Genomic DNA, 21309 nt, shown 5'->3' with positions numbered 1-21309 from the left:
ATTTTAAGCGAAAATTTCCGGCAATTGAAAGCTATGCTTGTCAAGAAAAGCTTCCAATATCTTCCTAAATAATTCTTTGTTGTCTAAATTCATCTCAACTGGTTGGTAAATCGAGTATTTACCATGGCTAAGTAAGTTTAAGGCTCGTGAATAAAGCACTTCATCTTCAACGCCATAAATGCATTTCGAGAATTCGTCATAACCGAAAAAACTAGACGTCTTCTCTAAAACACTCCGTAGCATATTGAAATGATATGTATTTATTACATCAGTCTCTGACGCTTTCTTTAAGTCGCTTAGCAAGGCAACATGATGAAAGAAGGGAGTGTCGTCCGTGGCCCTCAACACATAACCTTCGTTTCCATTTTTGTGAAGAAAATGACTTTTGTGTGCAATATTCCTAAGCTCGTTATACACCACGTTGAAAAACAACGCATGATGTGACGAAATAACGACTCTTACTTTATCCTTTCCTTTTTTTAATAACTGCGCTAAATCACTAGCCACTGCAATGGAATTGTTGTCATCAAGTGAAGAAATCGGATCATCAATATAAATATTTTTCACCCAATTATATGACTGATCTCCGTCGATAGATAGCTCACAAATAGCAAGAAAAATACACCATATAAAAATATTTTCCTCTCCCCTAGAAACCTTAATGTTCTGTTGGACAATATACTCTGGCTCCTCGGAGTTTGGTCTAAACCTTGGATTTTTGACTTGCTTTCTAAAAGTTATATTCCAATCGTCATAATTTATAGTAAAATTAAAGTCTGCATACCGTTCAAGAAATCCGAAAATTTTTTCTTCCAGCGCCAGCTCCTTGAACCCTTCGAAAAAGCTCGAATTTTGATTTATAATCAAATGACGTTCAGAATCATTTGCCAGATCGTTGTTCCAATGGAAAAGGTCCTCTGTAAAAGCATTGTAGTAGAGTGTGTCTCTTACCGGATTTCTCCTACGTTTTTTAGATATATCTTTAAATTCCATCGACAGGCGTGTCTTCCCGGTTCCATTGTACGCATAAAGCAAAACAAAGTGATGGTCATTAAGATCATCACGTAGCCTAACAGCTACATTTTTTAAATTTTTGTATCTATACAACTTCTTCTCACCACTCATATTTTATTTCACCGGTTTAGGAAACAACTGCTGCATTAGACCAATTTTATGCAATTTCAATTGCTCAATTTTGTAAATACGTGCGCTAATCGATGTATCCAAATCAGAAAGGCATTCTGCTATCTTTCGTTGCTCTCTTGGCTTGGGTACATTTATTTTCAACTTCTTCAATTGGTTAGAATAAAGATGAACGACAGCGATTCCTTGCGCCAATTGGGATATTTTTTTCTTTTTGATATTGTTCAGATAGTACGACAAAAATACACCATTAATTTTTGTCCGGATAATATTCAAATCCCCGCCCAAGGCTATCCCATCTTTTAATACGCAAGAAGCAGTTGCAATATCGTCATGAGTCTCTCCTGATGCGGGAATAATAACATCATTAGTTCGACTTAATACTAAATCATCTACACTTAGATTGGTATAAGATTTGACAACACTTATGGTTTCATTGTAATAAGTATAGAGTTCTCCGTATCGAATACATGGCACACTGCCATTTTCAGCAATATCAGACTTTGCGATCCCCTTTCCTTTTAAAAACATTCCTTGCTCACCCAGCGTATCTTCGACCCACTCTCCATCTGTTAAAAACTCCGGAAATCTCATTTTCGGTACCGTCTCCCCTTCTTGTGGAAAAAGGTTTTGCATCAAGCCTTTCTTATGTTCTTTTAGAGCTTCTAGTTTTTGATTGTGGGCTGCGATCACTTCATCCAGGGAAGAAAGGCAGGAGGCGATTTTTTGCTGCTCTGGTAATTTGGGAAATGGGAATGGTGTTGAAAATAAATCTTTGACATTGACTTGGAGGGCCCCATTTGCCCTAGCTCCAACAGAAATAAATTTTTTAAGCCATTTTCCGTGAAGATTATTTGTAAATTGATATTTAGCAAGTTTTGGATAAACTTTCGACCTATCAAAGCGGAAGCAGGTAAAAATGCTGTTTGGAACAGCGCCCACCTCTTCATCTTCAAACATGGCAACCTCACCCTCGGGATAAAGTTTTGTTGAACTTCTGTTATAGGCAAAATCCCCAGCATGTATTACGTAATAGTTATTGTAAGAATCTCCCGCGATCTCTCTACCAAATTTTTCAATTTGCGAAACAAGCCCGATACCAGAGGTAATACTCATTAGCTTAAACTTACGCCCCTTAGTTTTTTCGGTGATTTCTTTACTTAAAATACCTAACGGCTCGATATCCCATTCTCCATTACTCCTGAACTCAGGAAAACGCAATTCAGGTAATAATTTATCTTTCTTATTATTCATTGTCTTGTTGAGTGGCATTTAATTCGTTCATTACCAGGGCTTGCAGTTCAGCCCTCGGCAGCAAAAGCTGATATTCAGCAACTCCTATCGGCTTATTAATGTCTTGCAAAGCTATTTCCACATCAAGGTGGTCTTTATCGGCACAGAGGATGATGCCGATGGATGGGTTTTCGGTTTCACTTTTCTCCAAACGGTCGAGTAAGGAGAGGTAAAGATTCATTTTACCGACATATTCCGCTTTGAAACTGCCGATTTTTAGTTCAATCGCCACCAGAGACCGCAAGCCGCGGTGAAAGAAAAGCATATCTACAAAATATTCCTTGGCATTGTATTCCAGTCGATATTGGTTCCCGATGAAACTAAACCCTCTGCCCAATTCCAGTATAAATGCCCTTATTTTAGCGATCAATCTGTTTTCAAGCTCCAACTCTTTAATTGGTTCCGTAACACCCAAAAATCCTAGATTGTAGGTGCTTTTGAATACTTCGTTGGCATATTCAGCATGTGCCTCGGGGAGCGTCTGGTCAAAATTGTGGGTTTTGACCTGCTTCCGCGCCTCGCCATAATTGTCCATTTTAATGGCATTCAACAGCAAATCTCTCGACCAACCTTTTGCCAGGGCCTCATGGGCATAGAATTCAGCAGAAGAATCATCTTTTACTTTATTGATCAACAGTAGATTATGCCCCCATGGCAAAACTGCGACAGCCTGTCGCAGTTTTGTATCTGCCCGATAGTAGCGCTCATAAAAGCGTTTCATGTCCCATAGATTTCGCGGAGACAAACCCATGTCCGGAAACTCGTTTTTGAGGTCAATGGATAATTGTTTTACAACACCGCTGCCATAACCTTCTTCCAATTTTCTTTCACTGAGCAATTTCCCCAGATTCCAATAAACAGACTGCGTGCTGTTATTTACCTGTCGGGCAATGAGAATACGAGCTGAATGGATCTGGCCAATCGCTTGATTGAGTATTTCCTTATACGCCGCTTCGTTAAAGCCCGGAACCGCTACTTTGTCATCATTCATACGCTGCCAATCCAGATATTTCCCGCCCTTCCGCTATTTTCTTTAACTGAGGCACCAAGTCCGCCATCAATGCAAGCTCCTTATTCCTGCGTTCCTTCCAGCTCAGTCCCAGTGGTTCCAGAAAGTCGGTGAGCTTTTCACCGTCGAAAATCATCCGGCTCATGATGCCATCCACAAAGCTTTTCAAGTCTGCCGTTTGTAATCCGTGCGCGTGTGCGATGACAGACAATTCCTTTTCGCTTTTTTCAACTTTAAAGGCTTCAAGCATTTTTTGCAGTTCATCAACTGTATACCCCTTATTCCAGTCTAAGGTTTTGATGAATTCTGTCAAATCCTCTTGCTCGTCCAACATATTGGCATTAGCACGTAGCAAACTGATCACCTGTTGTTGAGTCATCCTTTGCTTAGCCGGCTTTCTTTGCGTGCTGTCGGCAATCAGCTTCATGATGTAGTCGTAGTCAATGATCGCCGAAGCAAAGAGCACAAACTCGAAATCTAGTTCTTGAATGTCGACAGGTGCCTTGTCGCCTTGCTTTTGCTGAATCTCGCGCAATTGCTTGGCGGTTTCTATATAGGAGCTTCTGAACTCCTGTAAAGTCTCGTTGGGCAAAATGTGGTCAATTTCGTCCTTTTGCGCTGCATTCAAATCGGTGTACTGGTCCAGCTGGGTTTTAAGCCTTTGTACTTCCTTAAAGTTTTTCACAAAGGTGACGCGCGCCGCATCGCCTTTCAGATTGTACACCTCTTCCGGTTCCGTTGATAGATTATGCTCCCGCATGAATGCATCAAGGGTTTCTACCGCTTTCTGATACTTGTCAATCACCACGGGAGCGGGGTCAACCATCCATATTTCTTTTGCCTTTCCGCTGTCCTCCCCGGAGAAAAGCGCAATGGCTTTGTCTATTTCTAGTTGTTGAGAACGGAAATCCAGAATATTACCATAAGGCTTGGTGTCATTCAATACCCGGTTGGTGCGGGAAAATGCCTGGATCAAACCGTGGTATTTCAGGTTTTTGTCCACATACAAAGTATTCAGATATTTGGAATCAAATCCTGTGAGCAACATATCCACCACAATGGTAATGTCAATCTTGTTCTCGTGCGCGTAGTCGTGATTGCTGTATTTATGGTATTTAATGCGCCTTTGTACATCCTGGTAATACAAATCAAACTCGTTGATAGTATGATTTGTGCGATACTGCCGGTTGTAGTCCGCAATAATTTCGGTAAGCGCTCTTTTCTTTTCTTCGGGGTCGGTTTTGTTGTCCTCTTTTTCTTGCAGCAAATCATCCTGCAACTGTTTCACATCCGCTGCATTCTTTTGGCTTTGCTGGTCACCCTCTCTACCAATCAATTGGGCTGGCGGAGAAAATACACATGCAATATTTAAAGGCTGAAATTCAGCATACTGCGACTGCCGCTGGGATTGGATTTCTTTAAACAGCTGATAATATTCAATCGCATTATTAATGGAACCAGTCGCCAGCACTGCGTTGAAGCGTCTCGAATTGGTTGCGTCATCATGCTTCGCCAAAATAGCCTCCACAACCGCCTGTTGTGCAATCTGTTCGCCGGGTTTGGGACTTTGAGCGCCCTTTCCTTTGAAATAGTCGATATGAAATTTCAGAACATTCCTATCGTCTATAGCATGTGTAATGGTGTAAGCATGCAACCGTTGTTGAAAGATGAATTCGGTAGTTTTATTTAAGCCCGATTCTCCTTCGATATAGCTGTAACTGGCATTTTCGTCAAAAATGGGTGTTCCTGTAAAACCGAAAAGTTGAGCATTTGGGAAAAACTCTTTGATCGCCTTGTGATTCTCGCCAAACTGCGAACGGTGACATTCGTCGAAGATAAATACCACACGCTTGTCCCTCAATGGCTGTAAACGTTCTCTGTAACTTTGACGGTTAGTACCACCAAGCGCCAGTCCTAATTTTTGAATGGTCGTAACAATCACCCTATCGGCATAGTCAGAAGATAATAATCGCCTTACCAGCGTTTCGGTATTCGTATTTTCTTCGACACTACCTTCCTGAAATTTGTTGAACTCCTCCCGGGTCTGCCGGTCAAGGTCTTTGCGATCAACTACAAAAAGGCATTTTTCAATATCATTATTACTTTTCAGCAGGGTCGATGCCTTGAAAGAGGTGAGCGTTTTACCGCTTCCGGTCGTATGCCAGATATAGCCGTTGCCCCGGTTCTGTTGAATGCAATCCATGATGGCTTTCACAGCATAAATCTGATAAGGCCGCATAACAAGCAATTTCTGTTCGCTCTCCACCAACACCATGTATTTGCTAATCATTTCACCAAGCGTGCACTTGGTCAGGAATTTGTCAGCAAATGCTTCGAGATGGGTGATTTTTTTATTGCTTTCGTCTGCAAGCTGATAAATGGGCAAAAACTGCTCGTCCGCATTGAAGGCGAAATGCTGATTTCTGTTGTTGGCAAAATAATAGGTATTCGATCTGTTGCTAACAATAAACAATTGCATGAAGCACAGCAGCGTATTGCCGTAACCATTGCCCGCGTCGCTTTTATAGTCCACGATTTGCTGCATTGCTTTTCGTGGCGAAATATCGAGGCCCTTTAATTCGATTTGTACGAGGGGTAAACCATTGATCAACAGAATGACATCAAACCGCTGATGGCTATTCTCCGTATTGATGCGCAGTTGATTAACGACTTCAAAGTCATTCTTGCACCACTCCTTGTTGTTGACCAATGTGTAGTGCAACGGCGTACCGTCCTCACGCTGGAAGTATTGCCTTTCACGCAAAAGTTTAGAAGCAGCAAAGACGTCCGTCTTGATGATATCCTCCCGAAGACGCAGAAACTCATTCTCCGTCAACTTCACGCGATTAAGCGCTTCAAACTTGGTTTTGAAGTTCTGTTCAAGCGTCTTTCTATCAATAATGTCGGGCCGGTGTACGTATTTCAGGTCCGTCAGTTGATGGATCAGATCGTCTTCTATTTGGCTTTCCTTACTCATTCAGGTTCAGTTCGCGATTTGGCCAAATTTAGTCTTTTTAGATCGGTAAGTTATTTGCAACCTCGGCAAAAGTTAAGTTTTTTAGGAAGCGAAGAGGCAATTCGTAATTTTACATTTAGCGCTTTCCTCACAATATCAACACATATATGCCCATCCACGTAGCCATCACCCGCAAAGTCCTTCCCGGAAAAGAAGAAGAATTCAAAGATGCCCTCCGGCGCTTTTTAGGGGATTCGTTCTTGCATGGCGGCGTTCACGGGGCGGCCATGATGACGGCCCTGCCGGGCAGCGATAGTCGGGAAATAGGAATACTGAGGACTTTCGCCGATCAGGCCGAGCGGGATGCATTTTATAATTCGCAGCTCTTCAAGGATTGGGAAGCCTACGCATCGACGCTGACGGAAGAGCCGGTCTACCGGGAGCTTACCGGTCTGGAAGCGTGGTTCCGTTCATCTGTGCCTCCGCCGAAGTGGAAAATGGCGTTGGCGACGCTCTGCGGGGTGTATCCCACGAGTTTATTCCTGACATATGTGGTTGGCCCCTATATTCAGGGCCTGCATCCGGCATTTAGGACTTTGATAGTGGCTGGATGTATGGTCGGGCTGCTTACTTGGGTTGTAATGCCGCAGGTGACGAAAGTGCTGAAACCGTGGCTTTCCGGGAGCTCGCAAAATAAATAGAACCATATTCACCCGACTACCGATGGACAAATCAAACGGATATGAGGATAACGCCGCGACATTCATTCGTTGTCGCTCTAAGGGTATCGACGGAGTCGGTGCATCGTCAGTTCGGCTTTGGGCAAGGTCACTGGCCCCCAAAGCGACGGTGTTGGACGCAGGTTGCGGTATGGGCCTGCCGATTTCGAAGGCGTTGATCGACGAAGGTCTGACCGTCTATGGGATTGACGCATCGCCTTCAATGGTTCAAGCCTTCAAGCAGAATTTCCCGGATAATCCCGTCGCCTGCGAGGCCGCGGAAGATTCTGTCTATTTCAACCGGCAGTTCGACGCCATTATTGCCTGGGGACTTATGTTCCTTTTGCCGGTGGAAACGCAGGAAGTGGTAATCCAAAAAATGGCCAATGCCCTGCATCTTGGCGGAAAGTTGTTGTTTACGGCTCCTTCTCAGCAAATGAAATGGAATGATGCGATTACCGGGATAGCATCGGTATCGCTCGGGGCGGAACAATACAAGGCATTATTAGCGGCATCGGGCCTTTCGCTCATCGGGGAATTCGAAGATGAAGGCGAAAACCATTACTACCACGCGGTCAAGCATTAGGCAGCATTCCACTTTTCAGGTCAGACCTCAACTCTCCAAACTCTCCACGCAATATGAGCAGTACTACCTATGAAAATGGGTGGTAACCTCCATTTTATGCGGGTAGTGGGGCTGGTAATTTTGTGATGTCGAAAGACTAAGACATTTATCCGAAATCGCAAAGTCTGTCAGCCATGAAAACATTCTTCAAATCTATCCTGAGTATATCGCTGTCCGTTCTGAGCCAGTCGGGCGGAACCGCGAATGAAGCGGTGAGTCCCGCACGGGAAGCTTCGGCACAGTCTGTGCAGGTTGGTCACGAGGCTTTCCCCAATGAGAAAGAACCCCCATCCGACGCGCTTTACGGGACCAAAAGCGTAGGGATAGCGTTCGTCCTGGCCAATTTAAATTGATCCCGAATACCCTGACAATCATTAGCATATTCCTTTCTCCAACAAAATCAATTCCAGCCAGCCATGAAAAAAATACTGTTTGCCAACATGCCTTATGAGGGCCACTTCAATCCCCTGACGGGTATCGCCATGCACCTGAAATCACTCGGGCACGATGTGCGGTGGTATTCGGGAAGCATATTCAAAGACAAAATCGAGGGCCTCGGTATTCCCTACTACCCTTTCAAGAATGCGCTTGATTTCAATCAGCACAATGTACACATCCTCTTTCCCGAGCGCGACAAAGTCCGCGGCGCGGTTGGCAAGCTGAAATATGACCTGAAAACGGCATTTATACTCAGATCCACCGAGTTTTACGAGGATATCCGGGAGATCAACGAGTCATGGTCATTCGATTTACTGATCAGCGACGTCGCATTCACCGGCATGCCGTTCGTAAAGGAAAAACTGAACAAGAAAGTGGTATCGGTAGGCGTGTTCCCGCTTGTCGAAACCTCCCGGGATTTGCCTCCGACCGGTCTCGCAATGACGCCTTCCACAAGCTTTTTGGGACGCAGGAAACAGGACCTGCTTCGCTTTTTCGCTAACAAGATCATCTTCCGGGAAGCCGCCAGGCTCTTTGCCAGCCTTTTCCGTGAGCATGGCCTGGCACCGGTAAAAGGCAATATCTTCGATGTGCTGGGTAAAAAAACAGACCTTCTCCTGCAAAGTGGTACGCCCGGATTCGAATACAGCCGTTCCGATTTGAGTAAAAAAGTACGGTTTGTGGGGCCGCTGCTGCCATTCTCCAAACGCGGCAAGGGCATGACCGACCTCGGGGAACAACTCGGGAAATATGAAAAAGTGGTCCTGGTCACACAAGGCACGCTGGAAAGAGACCCGGCAAAGATTCTCGTCCCCACACTCGATGCTTTCAAGGACACGCCCGTACTGGTAATCGCTACCACAGGCGGAATGGGTACGGCCGAGTTACAGGCGCGCTACCCGCAGGAGAATATCGTGATCCGCGACTTTATTCCTTTCAATGACATCATGCCGCATTGTGATGTATACGTAACAAACGGGGGCTATGGAGGTGTGATGCTCGGCATACAAAACCAGCTGCCGTTGGTCGCCGCGGGTATTCATGAGGGTAAAAACGAAATCAACGCCAGGATTGGCTACTTTAAATTAGGTGTCGATCTTAAAACTGAATTCCCTACACCGGCGCAAATCAGGGCTGGCGTGGAAAAGGTGCTGGCGGACAGCACTTATAAAAACAATGTCAAAAAACTCAGCCGGGAATTCAAAGATTATAACCCTCAGTCGCTTTGTACACAATACATTGATGACCTTCTCGATATTAAAACTCCCGAACTGATATAATGTTATCCACCAGTCGATTCGTAGTCATTTTATACTTGCTGTCTGTCATGACCGCATGGGGCCAAACGATGGAGCCGCCTGTAATCGAGCTGGTTTACGGGCGGGTTAATTACCCCGTCGGGCGAAATGCGCTGGTGCTGGAAGACCCGACCAACGCATTGCCGTACGCCGACGTGGAGGCCAGGCCGGAATTGTTTAAGCCTATGACCCAGGAAACGCTCAATGTTGGACCAAGCGCTTCCACCTTCTGGCTGAAAATGCGCGTCGTCAGCAAAACGGAGACGGAATGGTTTCTGCACGTCAAGGCGCCATTCCTGCAACAGGTCGACCTGTTTGAGAGCGCACAACCGAGTTATGACAATACGATTAATTACATCACGAATGTCGGCTCCGCATTGCCTTACCACGACCGGCCTGTCCTCAGCAACCAGACGATCCTACCGCTCCACCTGGTCAGGAAAGACACCGCGACAATTTACCTGCGCGTGCGCAGCAACTCCATCGTACGCGTGCCCCTCGAAATTTCGACGCTTCAACACATCTATGAAAACAGCCAGAAGACTGACATCGGTCACGGATTTTATTACGGGTTAATTGCCGCGCTCATCATCTATAACTTATTCGTCTTCATTTCGATACGCGAGCGGACTTATCTATACTACGTGTTCTACATTTTTTTCGTCGCATTGAATATTGGTTATAGCAAAGGCCTTTTTCTACAATTCATCGTTCCGCATTTCCCACAAGCCAATCATTCCAACTATACCGGCAGCCTCGCTTTTGTATTCGCTTTACTTTTCACCAATTCATTCCTGAATACGCGGCATTATTGCCCGCGGCTTCGGAAATTGGGCTGGCTGATCGTCGTGTCCTGCGTGGGCGTAGTTGGACTTTCGCTTGTCGGGAATTTGTTGCAGGGTTTCCAACTAAGCTGGCTCACGGTGGGCTTCTTCCTGATCTACTCCAACGTAGTCGGTTTTACGGTACTGAAACAGGGTTTCAAGCCGGCCAGGTATTATCTGATGGGGTTCACCGCACTCCTGGCAGGTATTTTTATTTTCATGATGAAGGATATGGCTGTTTTTCCGGAGAACTGGTTTACGGAAGGTGCCTATCAGATCGGTTCCGGCCTGGAAGCCATTATACTTTCCTTTGCATTGGCCAACAAGCTTAATACTTTCAAGAGGGAAAAAGAACGAACCCAGGCAGAAGCCCTGGCACAGGCTACGATTTTTTCGCAGCAGTTGATCGGTTCGCAGGAAAGCGAACGCAAACGGGTAGCCGCCGAACTGCACGACAGCCTGGGCCAAAGCCTGGGAATGGTCAAAAACAAGGTCTTGATGATCAAGCGAGACACCGCGAAACCCGAACTACGCGATAAACAGCTCCGGGATCTCGAAGAAATGGTCACGGAGGCTATTCAGGAAGTACGCAATATTTCCTACAATTTGCGCCCGCTGCATCTGGAACTGCTGGGGATCACGCAATCGCTGCATAGCTTGCTGGAAGATGTAATAGAAACAGGCCTGATCGAACTGGAAACGGATATTCAGAACTTTGATAATATACTCTCCAAATCCAATGAAATGAATGTTTTCAGGATCGTCCAGGAATGCTTTAACAACATTCTCAAACACGCGCAGGCCACGGCGGCACGCATTCGGATTACCAAAACAGATGCCATGATAGCGATACGTATAGAAGACAACGGTGTGGGTATGCAACCTGCCTCAACCGGCAAAGGCGGCTTCGGGATGATTGTCATCCGGGAGCGGCTCAACATCCTCAACGGCCAGATCGAGGTCCGCGAAAACAAACCGTCCGGTACTATTATTCAAATTCAAATTCCTTTCTGACGATGGAAATCAGACTGCTGATCGCCGACGACCACCCCATTTTTCTCAAAGGACTCCAGGAAGTGATCGAAATGGATACCGACCTGAAAGTGATCGTCAGTGCCAAAAATGGCCAGGAAGCCCTGCATTCCTTTCAATCCCACAGCGTGGATGTGGTGGTTCTGGATATCGACATGCCCCGCATGAACGGATTGGAAGCTGCCGAGCAAATGCTGCATATCCGACCGACCCTTCCGGTCATTATGCTTACCATGCATAAGGAAAAGGCTCCCTTTCTGAAAGCGCTGGAAATAGGCGTGTTGGGTTACGTCCTTAAAGAAAATGCCGTTTCAGATATAGTACATGCTATTTACAAGGCCAAAGACGGAGACCTCTACCTGAGCCCGGAGATCTCCGCCTACCTTCTCAAAAAGACATCGGCCCTGCAACGACAATCGAAAAATGACCTGAAAGCATTGCTTACCCCTTCCGAAACCCACATTATGAAAATGATTTCGGAATACAAATCCAGCAAGGAAATCGCCGATGCGCTTTTCATTAGTGAAAAAACAGTATCCAACCATCGGATGAACATTGCCAAAAAGCTGAACCTGACGGGGAAGAACAGTTTGCTGCGGTTTGCGTTGGAGCAGAGCTGGGAATAACGGGGCTTTACTCCCCGCCCATTACCGCCACCATTCCTGGTATCGGATCCGCCGAATGCAGCAAATCCGTCATCTCCAGACTCATTTGTGTGATTTGCGACGCCCTTTTCCGCATCCGATCTTCATAATCCGCAATCGCGGCGCGAACATCGCCAAACATGCCCGCCGTCAGGCATTCCGACAACTCAAGCGCGTCCTGCATCGCCATGTTTACGCCTTCGCCCGCGTACGGGGGCATCCTGTGCGCTGCATCACCAAGCATGGTGAGGTTCGGAAGGGTTTCCCATTGCTGGTCGAGGGGGAAATGGCACTGAGGCCGGGGAGTGAGCCATATTTCGTCGCTGGTGAACAACTCCTGCCACACATCGTTCCACGATCCGAATGTTTCCTGAAACCAGTCAAATACCGCTTTCTTTTCATTAAAATTTATACCACTTTCCTGTACCCAGTTTTCAGCAACTTTGCAGCCGGTGTAAAACGCGAGGCTTCCGTCGCCTTTGGCGCTAAGGATCAACGACTGTTCATCTCCGAAAGCAAAGATTTTTCCACCCTTTACCAGCTCCCAAAGCCGTGGTGCGTTGGACGATGCATGGTAGATATTACCTTCCACGATCGTCACGCCGGAATACACCGGGGTTATCGCGGTTAAATAAGGTCGTATTTTAGAATTGGCACCATCCGCAGCAACAACGATATCAGCATACACCTCTGTCCCGTTTTTGAAATGCATCAGCCAACCCTCCCCTTTTCTTTCCATTGAACCAAACCGGCTGTCCCATACCACCGTGCCTTCTTGCAGCGATTCGAGTAAAATCTTTCGCAAGGGGGCCCTGTCAATCTCCGGCCGGTCCTCCGCAAATGCCCTTTCGGCCGCATGGTCATCTACATGGATATCGCCGTGCTTATCCAGGATCCTCACGCGCCCTGCATCGGGCCGGTAGTTTTGATAAAATGCATCCAGCAGACCGGCACGCCGAAGCGCTTCCAATCCCGATTCCTCGTGCAGGTCGAGCGTGGCGCCCTGCACCCGGGCATCCTTCCCGAAATCGCGTTCGTATACATGCACATCAGCGCCCGACATTTGGAGCAGCCTTGCCAATGTCAGCCCACCCGGGCCGCCGCCGACAATCGCTATTTTTTTATGGTCCAGTATCATAATTTCCGTTGTTTATGATACAAAACTAGCCCGGCGGCAATGTCGAAAATTGGATAAATCGGTCGTTTTTGTTCCGTGCAAGTTCTTTGGGGATAACCCCGGCGTACTTTTTGATCTCCCGGATGAAATGGGACTGATCTGCATAGTTTTCGTCAGGAAACAGCCTTCCCTCCCTGATATGCTGAAACGAAGCCCTGAAACGGATAATATTGCAATAGGTTTTCAACGACACGCCAATCGTATCGCGGAAATAGCGGTTGATCTGTCGGCTGGTCCAGGAAGTTTTTTCCGACAACTCAGCCACACTAATGGAGCCATTGGTTGTATAAATCAGCTCAAAAAGCTTCTTTTTGCGCTCATCGATGCTCTTTTTCACCATACCCTTCATGTTCTCCGTAAGCTTCGCACAAAAGTCCCCGATATCCTGAAACTCATCCAGGGCTATTCCAAAGAAATCGGCAGGCAGCACCGTGGCACTATCGGGCAGGATCGGTAGGAAGTCTTTGAATAAATAGGGGACGGCAAGCGGCCGGAAACTGATGCTGAAAAGGGTAAAATCCGCCGGGATCTCCGCACGCGAAGGCCCGCTCTCTAAACCGAGCAGCACAATGCCTTGCCCGCCTCCGAACGAAAAACTGGCATCGATCCGGCCGTCGGGTAACACCGTCACCGCCAATGGCTTTCCGGATTTGTTGGTCAGCATCCAGAAGCTCTCCACCAAATGGCTGATCTCCTCTGCTGGAGGCATTGACCAATAATCGATGTCGTCCTTTTGATACTGCAGTGGTTCCATTTCCAAGGCTATCACTTACCCTCGTTATTCACATTCACATCCTTAAACATAAATGCATTATCGCTCACTCTCACCGCCTTGCCGCTGGCCGTGGTAACATTTCTCAGCACAACGTTTTGGGTTTTCACGTACGGGTACTTCTCCTGGTAAGCACCGTCGGTCATCTCCGGGTTGAAATTGGCGAATATCGCAGGCCCCTGGTAGTTTTCGGGATGGGCGGCATCGTCGATCCGGAGGTTTTCAATGGTGATCTTTTCGGGCATGTAGCAGGTGTAACCAAAATCGTGCTGGCCGGAGTAAGAACCGCTGATCAGCGATGCATTGCTGGGCTTGCCGTTCGCCGGAACGAAAACGCAGTTACGGATCACCACCTCTCCCTGCCAGGTACTGCCGTAGTCGGGCCGGAGATTGACAATGCTTCTGCCCCTGATCGTGGAATTCTCTATCAGCAACAGCCCGCTTCCGATCGCATTGATCCCCATATGCCCCAGGGTAGAGTTACGGATGGTGGCATTGGCAACGCCCTGGTGCGCGTCGAACCGGGAGAGCGTACAACGGTCGTAAAGCAGGTTTTTGCAGAAGTTGGAACCCAGTATGCCCCAGTAGGTATTGTCGTTGATGTCGTTAGTCTGGCTGCAATTGATAAACGACACGTTCAGCGCCCGGTTGGCCGACAGGTCGTAGGTACCCATGGAAACAGGTTTTCCCGCCGCGCCGATGGTGCTATAAGTCTTATGACCCGTCAGCACGGTGTTCTTTACCGTCACATAAGAGCAATCACCGATGTTGATAAAGCCGCCATAGGGCGCGCCATGATCTTCCTCTCCCGTAATGCGGTGTTCCAGTCCTTCTACGAGCACATTCGACCGCCGGACCGCGATGTTTCGGTTATAATAGGTGTATTTCGATTCGGCTTTATTGGCAATGGTCGTAAAACGCCCGCCAGTGATTTTCAACGGCTTTTCGTCGATCGGCAGCGCGGTAATGTCCGTAATCTGATCAAAATCCCAGATGATCGGCGCATTCATATCCACTTTGCCGTTTTTATCCACCACAAAAATATCCGTTTGCGAAGACCCATTGTTTTGATTGAGCCCGAAACGGATATACTGTTTTACGTTCGAGTTGGTGACGGTGATCAGGCAAGGACCGGGTAAAGACGTTTCAATCTTTTCCTGGTTCCTTTTCAAGGAGGTAATCGTTTCCAGTTTAAACGGTTTCAGACCCGAGCTCACCGTAAAAACAGAGGCATTCCGGTTTTCCACCTCGCTATCGTCGATAATGAACGCAGCCTTTCCGAAATCGGTATCGGTTTGGATTATCACCGTCCGCTCTTTTCCACCCATGTAGTAAGTCGCGTCGTCGCTGGCTTTCACCGGCAACCGGTGGACGTTGGCAAATGCATGGGTTGCAGCAATCGCGTCCACGTCATCCGTTTTCCCGTCGCCCCGCGCACCAAAGTCGGCATAACGCACCACGCCGGCAGCCTTATACTTCCGGACGTCTTTGGGCACCACGTTCACTTGCAGCTCGCCTTTGTCATTGGTCTGCACCCCGGTTTTCGTGTTTTCGGAAGTAACCGTGACACTTTCGGCCGAACCTTTGTTTTGCGCCCGGATGGCCAACGGACAGGTTAAGAGAAAGGAGATCAGGAGCCAGTATTTTGTCATAAGGGTTAGTTTAGTCGCCATTAGTTTCAAAAGACGTCTTCCTCTGAAAATACTTTACAAGCCCCGATTCTCCGCCGATTTCAGCTTAATATTTCAGATCCCTGATTTTTTGAGCAACCCTGTTTGCGATAATCTGATAACCGGAATTATTAAGGTGAATCTCATCCGATTTATTATCCGGACGCATGCGGGAGGGAAAATTACCTCTTTGAATGTCCTCCCGATCGCCAGCGGTTGGCGTAAATCCGATATTGTTCATCTCTTCTTCGGTCGGCGGCGTCATGGGAACGTATGCGTCGCGGTACAGTAGCGCTAGTTCGTCGTTGAATGCGGTAACTTTTGCGTAGCCGTCCGTACCCTTGTTTTCCGTAGTGGCAGGTAATATGCCCAGCACCAGATACCGCCTCGGTTCTGCAATGTAATCCACCGAACTTTTGATCGCCGTGAGAATACCATCCTCCGGCTTCCCCTGGGTCATATCGTTTCGCCCATACCAAAGAATCTGCGTGCCCGTCCGCATTTTCACCGCGTCGGCCAGTTCGAACACCGAATCGTCGGGGATCTCCACATCTGCCGGCGTTCCGGCAGTTGCTTCCGCGTCGTTTTGCACCGTTGGCTCTACCACATAACGCTCCCCGACTTCCGGCAAAAATTTACGCGTGATGGCGCATGACACACCTGCGAGCGTGCCCGTACGACTATAAACGTTGCCATTCAGCGGGGTCGAAAGGAACTCGTTGCTAAGCTTTGTGACTGCTACCGGCTTCGCCCCATTGAATTTCCCACCGGCCACCGACAAGGTTAATGGCACACCGCCCTGCCGTATCGCGATCGACAATGCAACCTGTCCGTTGATACCGTCATTGTACACCGGCCTGTCCGTGAGGACATCGCTGACCCACGCCCCCAGCGGCTTGCTGCCGCCGGTTCCGATGGTGAGGCTATCGCCAAAAAAAGCGAGCGTTTTATCGCGTTTATCCTTTCTGGACGGGATGATTTTATCGAGCAGGTTATCGCAGGATGTCAGCAGCATTGTGGACAAGGCCGCCGCCCCAGATTGACGAAAAAAGCGTCTGCGGCTCATCCCCCTTTCCACCGGGTGGCTGGGGTTAGTGTGTCGGAAGGATTTCATTTTCATGGATGGAACGTTGCTGTAAAGGTGCTTTCGGGCATACGTAAACACGTATACATAGCATTATCGCAATAATCGTTCCACCAACGGGCGACTCGAAGAGGCCGGCATTGTCAGGAAATTCCTACAAGGTTTTGATCAAAACAATTTGGATTATATCCATTAATATGGATTAATTCCATTATCTTTGATCATCCAATATTGCCATACATAAATTGGGTTTTAGGGTTGTATAATGATCACATTCCGGAAGTATTGCTTCCGGAATGTCTGTTTTTTGAGAGGCAAAGCTTATTCTGCCCGCAAGCTTTTTACGGGATTGGTTAATGCGGCTTTGACGCTCTGAAAACTGATCGTCAGCAATCCTATTCCCACCGAAAGCGCCGCAGCCAACACAAAAACCCAGGCTCCAATATCAATTTTGTAGGTATATTCTTTCAAAAACGACTGCATGGCATACCAGGCGATGGGTGCGGCGATAACGAATGCTATGAGCATCAGTTTCAAAAAGTCGCGTGAGATCAACTGCACGATACTGTAAACCGTCGCACCAAGCACCTTGCGGACACCGATTTCCTTGGTACGCTGGGTCACCACAAACGAAACAAGCCCGAACAGCCCCAAAGAGCCGATGAGGATACCCAGCACAGCAAATAGTTGAAGGAAATTGGAAAGCTTCCGTTCGCTGTCGTAAAAGCTCTTAATATCGTCTTCCAGAAATTTGGGCTCGTAATAATTGTTGGGAAACATGGCTTTCCAATGCTCGCCGATGTGTGCGAGCGCCTCAGCCTTTTTTGTATTGTCGATACGGATGCTGGCCAGCTGGAAGTTCCAGCCTCCGTACACATATAAATGCGGCGTAAGCTTGGTCCTGAGGTCTTCGGAATGGTAGTCCTTCACCACGCCGACGACGTTCATTTTAGTACCCCAAAACTGGAGTTGCTCGCCTATGGCCTTTTCTACATTGCTGAAACCCAGGTCGCGCGCCGCTTTTTCGTTCACCAGCACGTCTGTAAACTGGGTACCCTTGCTTTCACGCGTCGTATCGCCGGGCGTGAGCATGCGACCCGCGAGCAACGGAATGCGGAAAAAATGGAAGTAATTGGTATCAATGTGCTGGAGACGGAAAGTTTCCTCTCCCCCAGGCAGGCCGGGATGCGTCACGGCTCCCCACCAGTGGTTTCGTTTGCTGGCTGGGGTCGTCAGGCCAAATGCTACCTCGCGTATCTCGGGGTGCTGTTTGAGCTGCCGCCGGAAACGCTCCCGCAGCATGGCGCTGCGATCGGGCATATTGACCGTAACAATGCCACTTTTCTCAAAGCCCAGGTCCTTTTCATAAAAATACCGGATCTGTTTCATCGCCAGCAAGGTACAGATCACCAGCACCTGGGCGATCACAAATTGCATAACGACCAGCGACGATCGCAGCGAAATGCCGCCACTGGGCAGCGCAACCCGGTTTTGCAGCGCCTTTACCGGCTGAAAACCCGAAAGGACGAGGGCAGGATACAACCCGGCCAACACCGTTACCACCACCGCCAGAGCTGCCAGAAAAAGGAATGTACCCGTATTCCAGACCGAAGCGGCTACGACGCGCGTATTCAGCAGCTCCGATGAGTAGGCGACCAGTTTCCCGGCCAGCAACGCGCCCAAAAGGGTCGCCAGCAATACCATTAGCCCTGTTTCCCCAAAAAACTGGAAGATCAGCTGCCCTCTGCCACTGCCCAGCACTTTGCGCACCGCAATTTCCCGCCCGCGCTGAATGGCCTGAACTGTGGCCAGGTTTACAAAATTGATACAGGCGATAAATATGAGGAATATGCCAATGCTTGTCAGCGTGTAGAGCATCCATTCCGGCATGGAGTAATTGAACGGATCCTTGCTGGTATCGAAATGCATTTCCGAAAGCGGTTGCAATTCGCATGAGGTTACTGTTGTCTCCTCCGGCCGGCTTTTGCAAAAGCGTGTCAGCCCGGCACTAACCGGCGCGGTCGAAGCGCCCGGCTTCATCAACACAAATCCCTGATGCATCGAATCGCCGCCGCTGAGCTTGTCTTCCTGGGCGAGATCGGGCTGTATTTTTTTCATCGTTTCCCAGGAAATGATCATTTCCATCGGGAATTCAGTGTTTACCGGAAGGTTTCCGATCACGCCGGTAACCGTGAGATCCGTACGGTTGTCGTAACGCAGTCGCTTGCCGACGGCATTACCTTTGAAAAGCTTCTTCGCAGTTTGCTCGTCAAGCACCACTTGTCCGGGCGCACTGAGCGATTCTTTGGGATTACCGGCGATCCAGCGGACATCCAGCATTTCAAACATGGCCGGTTCAGTAAAAAAGATATTCTCCTGGTTGAAAATATCGGTTCCTACCTGTACCGCTGCCGGGTTCATACCGTAGAAGTTCGCAGCAGCTTCCACGCCCGGAAACTGTGTTTTGAGTACCTTAATGAGGGTCTGATGTACGTGCGATTGCTTCTCCCCGAACTTGTCGGTGGATTTTACACGATAAATTCGGTCTGCCTTTGCATGAAAACGGTCGAAGCTGTATTCAAACCGCACGATCCAAAAAAGCATAATGGCAACGCCGAGGCCCAGCGTAAGGCCCGTCAGGTTGATGAACGTGTACAACCTGTTCTTTTGCAGGTTCCGGTAAGCAGTTTTGAAGTAAGTCCCGATCATATTTTCCAGGCAGTTTATATTTGAAACAGCGCTTTAGAGGGATATTTCAAAAATAGTCTGCCAATCAAAAGAGGCCGCATAAAACGGCCTCCTGACGCTTAATTCAAAGAAATTTAAAAATCCGGATGTCCGCAACCGGACAAAATCCGTTCAGCACTGAACATCCTTAAACCTTACCTCCATACTAAAACCTTCTGCTGTACAACCCGGTCGGCTCCGGCCATGCGTACCACATAGATACCCGAAGCGGTGTTACCGAGCGGGATACTGACCGGCCCGCTCCTGCCGCCGATTTTTTCCGTCAGCACTACCTGCCCTCCGGCATTCACAATTTCGACCGTTTGAAAAGGTTCTTCCACCAGCAAATTCATTTCGCTGGTGCTGATCAGCGAGGGCCGCACAAAGAGCTCGCCCAAAGTTCCCTCCCCGCGATGGACCGAAATGATTTTGGAATACCTGAAACTTTCATCCTTGTCCATCATTTTCAGCCGGTAGTAAAGATCCCCTTCTTCCAAAGTATGATGTGTAAATGAATACAGATTTCCGACAGGCGCATTGGCGCCCTGAACTGAGCCGATTGGCTCGAATTGGCGGGCATCGCGGCTGTACTGGATATCGAACGACTTGAAATCCTTTTCCATGGAGGTCTGCCACGCAAGCCGGACCCCTTCCGCACTGGGCGCACCGGAAAAATCAACCAACGTCACCGGCAATGGGTCCGTAGCTTCAATACGATAAACAGCCGTGGCCGTAACTGCATAGATTTCACCCGACTGGTCTTCCCCGATATCCCTCACGCCCGTGAATGTCGACGTTTCATACTCCTTTACAGATCCATCCGAATTGATTTTGTGGATATCCCCCGAGCCATAATCCATTCCTATATAATACCCCTTCATCACCGGCCAGGCATTACCGCGGTACACCACCCCGCCGATCACGGAATTACCCCGTGCTGTGCGGGTCGGATAGATGTAAACCGGTTTGGTAAAACTGGCCGAATCGGGGCATTCGTTAATCGCGATACTTGGCGTGTAGCCATTCCCTTCAAAGCACCGCCAACCGAAATTGGTCCCTGACGCATTGCCTGCCGTTACATGGTTGATTTCCTCCCACGTATCCTGGCCCACATCGCCGATCCACAGGTCATAAGTTTCACGGTCGAAACTCCATCGGAACGGGTTTCTCAGCCCGCGGATAAAGATCTCGTTTCCGAAAGGATTGGAAGGCGGTATCACATAAGGAAGCCCGGAGCCCAGCGGCGGGTTCACATCGAGTCTCAATATTTTCCCCAACAGACTGGTCGTACTCTGCCCGTTCATGTTAGGATCGTAACCCGCCCCGCCGTCGCCGGTGGAGAGGTACAAATAACCGTCTTCATAGCCAAAATGCAGCTCCCCTCCATTGTGGTTGGTATTGACCGGGTGCGGTATTTTCAGGATTTCCACCCGTGTATTGGCGGGCACGAAGTTCCCTGACGGGTTTGCGGAGGTGTAACGCGCCAACACCAGATCGCCATTTGTGTCGGTGTAATACGTGTAGACAAAGCCATTGGTAGCGAAATCGGGATGAAAGGCGACACTCAGCAACCCTCCCTCTCCTGTCTGCGAAACTACCTGTCCACCGCTATTCATATTGAGGTATTGAATAGGAGTCCCCAATGAGCCGGGATTGAACACCGTAATAACACCGGAGCGTTCCGCGATGAAAATCCGGTTGGAATTGTCTCCCGCGTGTACCAGCTGCATGGCGGACGTGAGCCCGGTGATGACGGCTGTCGGATTAATATTGACATCGGGAATTTGTGCGTAAATGCGTACCGCGGCCAGAACGAAGCAAAATAGCAGGCCAGCCCCCCGCAGTATTGGACAATGGTTGATATGTTTCATATTTAACATGGTTAAAAAACAACACTA

Annotated in this window: 16 protein-coding genes; 6 read left to right on the top strand and 10 right to left on the bottom strand. The window is 48.3% G+C overall.

Annotated features, from left to right (window positions below; translation table 11 throughout):
- Positions 1 to 3 precede the first annotated feature (3 nt).
- Genes J7619_RS25130 through J7619_RS25115 form a run of 4 tightly spaced genes read right to left on the bottom strand, consistent with a single transcriptional unit; the run spans position 4 to position 6422 of the window.
- Positions 4 to 1125 carry an AAA family ATPase gene (locus J7619_RS25130; protein WP_291205367.1) on the bottom strand — a complete coding sequence of 374 codons (1122 nt, stop codon included), beginning with the start codon at positions 1123 to 1125 and terminating at the stop codon, positions 4 to 6.
- A gap of 3 nt (positions 1126 to 1128) precedes the next feature.
- Entirely contained in the window at positions 1129 to 2397 is a 1269-nt protein-coding gene (locus J7619_RS25125) for a restriction endonuclease subunit S (RefSeq protein WP_291205364.1), read from the bottom strand.
- Entirely contained in the window at positions 2390 to 3427 is a 1038-nt protein-coding gene (locus tag J7619_RS25120; protein ID WP_291205362.1) for a YhcG family protein, read from the bottom strand. Before J7619_RS25120 ends, J7619_RS25125 begins: the two co-directional genes overlap by 8 nt.
- Positions 3420 to 6422, bottom strand: coding sequence for a type I restriction endonuclease subunit R (locus J7619_RS25115; RefSeq protein ID WP_291205359.1), 3003 nt, complete (start codon positions 6420 to 6422; stop codon positions 3420 to 3422). The genes J7619_RS25120 and J7619_RS25115 overlap by 8 nt, the downstream gene beginning before the upstream one ends.
- Positions 6423 to 6568: 146 nt before the next feature.
- On the opposite strand from J7619_RS25115, the gene J7619_RS25110 reads away from it, so the two are divergent.
- The 6 genes from J7619_RS25110 (at position 6569) to J7619_RS25085 (ending at position 11963) form a co-directional block, all read left to right on the top strand.
- The gene (locus tag J7619_RS25110) at positions 6569 to 7102 is read left to right on the top strand and encodes an antibiotic biosynthesis monooxygenase (RefSeq protein ID WP_291205356.1); all 534 of its coding nucleotides are present in this window, start codon (positions 6569 to 6571) and stop codon (positions 7100 to 7102) included.
- A gap of 22 nt (positions 7103 to 7124) precedes the next feature.
- Positions 7125 to 7706, top strand: a complete 582-nt coding sequence (locus tag J7619_RS25105) for a bifunctional 2-polyprenyl-6-hydroxyphenol methylase/3-demethylubiquinol 3-O-methyltransferase UbiG (protein ID WP_291205353.1) — start codon at positions 7125 to 7127, stop codon at positions 7704 to 7706.
- A gap of 173 nt (positions 7707 to 7879) precedes the next feature.
- The gene (locus J7619_RS25100) at positions 7880 to 8098 is read left to right on the top strand and encodes a hypothetical protein (RefSeq protein WP_291205350.1); all 219 of its coding nucleotides are present in this window, start codon (positions 7880 to 7882) and stop codon (positions 8096 to 8098) included.
- A gap of 63 nt (positions 8099 to 8161) precedes the next feature.
- A complete protein-coding gene (locus J7619_RS25095) occupies positions 8162 to 9463 on the top strand; it encodes a glycosyltransferase (RefSeq protein WP_291205347.1) in 1302 nt (433 codons plus the stop codon).
- 47 nt (positions 9464 to 9510) lie between these two features.
- Positions 9511 to 11319: a 7TM diverse intracellular signaling domain-containing protein gene (locus J7619_RS25090; protein ID WP_291205344.1), complete on the top strand. Its 1809-nt coding sequence runs from the start codon at positions 9511 to 9513 to the stop codon at positions 11317 to 11319.
- Between the two features lie 2 nt (positions 11320 to 11321).
- Entirely contained in the window at positions 11322 to 11963 is a 642-nt protein-coding gene (locus J7619_RS25085) for a response regulator transcription factor (RefSeq protein WP_291205341.1), read from the top strand.
- A gap of 7 nt (positions 11964 to 11970) precedes the next feature.
- Here the strand turns inward: J7619_RS25085 and J7619_RS25080 are convergent, their stop codons facing one another.
- The 6 genes from J7619_RS25080 to J7619_RS25055 form a co-directional block, all read right to left on the bottom strand.
- Positions 11971 to 13119, bottom strand: a complete 1149-nt coding sequence (locus J7619_RS25080) for an NAD(P)/FAD-dependent oxidoreductase (RefSeq protein ID WP_291205338.1) — start codon at positions 13117 to 13119, stop codon at positions 11971 to 11973.
- Between the two features lie 25 nt (positions 13120 to 13144).
- Entirely contained in the window at positions 13145 to 13912 is a 768-nt protein-coding gene (locus J7619_RS25075) for an AraC family transcriptional regulator (protein WP_291205335.1), read from the bottom strand.
- Positions 13913 to 13923: 11 nt separating this feature from the next.
- Positions 13924 to 15582 (bottom strand): hypothetical protein, encoded by a 1659-nt coding sequence (locus J7619_RS25070; protein WP_291205331.1) that lies wholly within the window; start codon positions 15580 to 15582, stop codon positions 13924 to 13926.
- An 85-nt stretch (positions 15583 to 15667) separates the two neighbouring features.
- Positions 15668 to 16714, bottom strand: coding sequence for an SGNH/GDSL hydrolase family protein (locus tag J7619_RS25065; RefSeq protein ID WP_291205328.1), 1047 nt, complete (start codon positions 16712 to 16714; stop codon positions 15668 to 15670).
- Positions 16715 to 17005: 291 nt separating this feature from the next.
- Entirely contained in the window at positions 17006 to 19393 is a 2388-nt protein-coding gene (locus J7619_RS25060; protein WP_291205325.1) for an ABC transporter permease, read from the bottom strand.
- Positions 19394 to 19566: 173 nt separating this feature from the next.
- Entirely contained in the window at positions 19567 to 21282 is a 1716-nt protein-coding gene (locus J7619_RS25055) for a PQQ-dependent sugar dehydrogenase (protein WP_291205322.1), read from the bottom strand.
- Positions 21283 to 21309 lie beyond the last annotated feature (27 nt).

This window comes from Dyadobacter sp. (assembly GCF_017744695.1).
Taxonomy (GTDB): domain Bacteria; phylum Bacteroidota; class Bacteroidia; order Cytophagales; family Spirosomataceae; genus Dyadobacter.
Note: the sequence above shows the minus strand (reverse complement) of the source record. Positions and strands in the feature narration are given on the sequence as shown.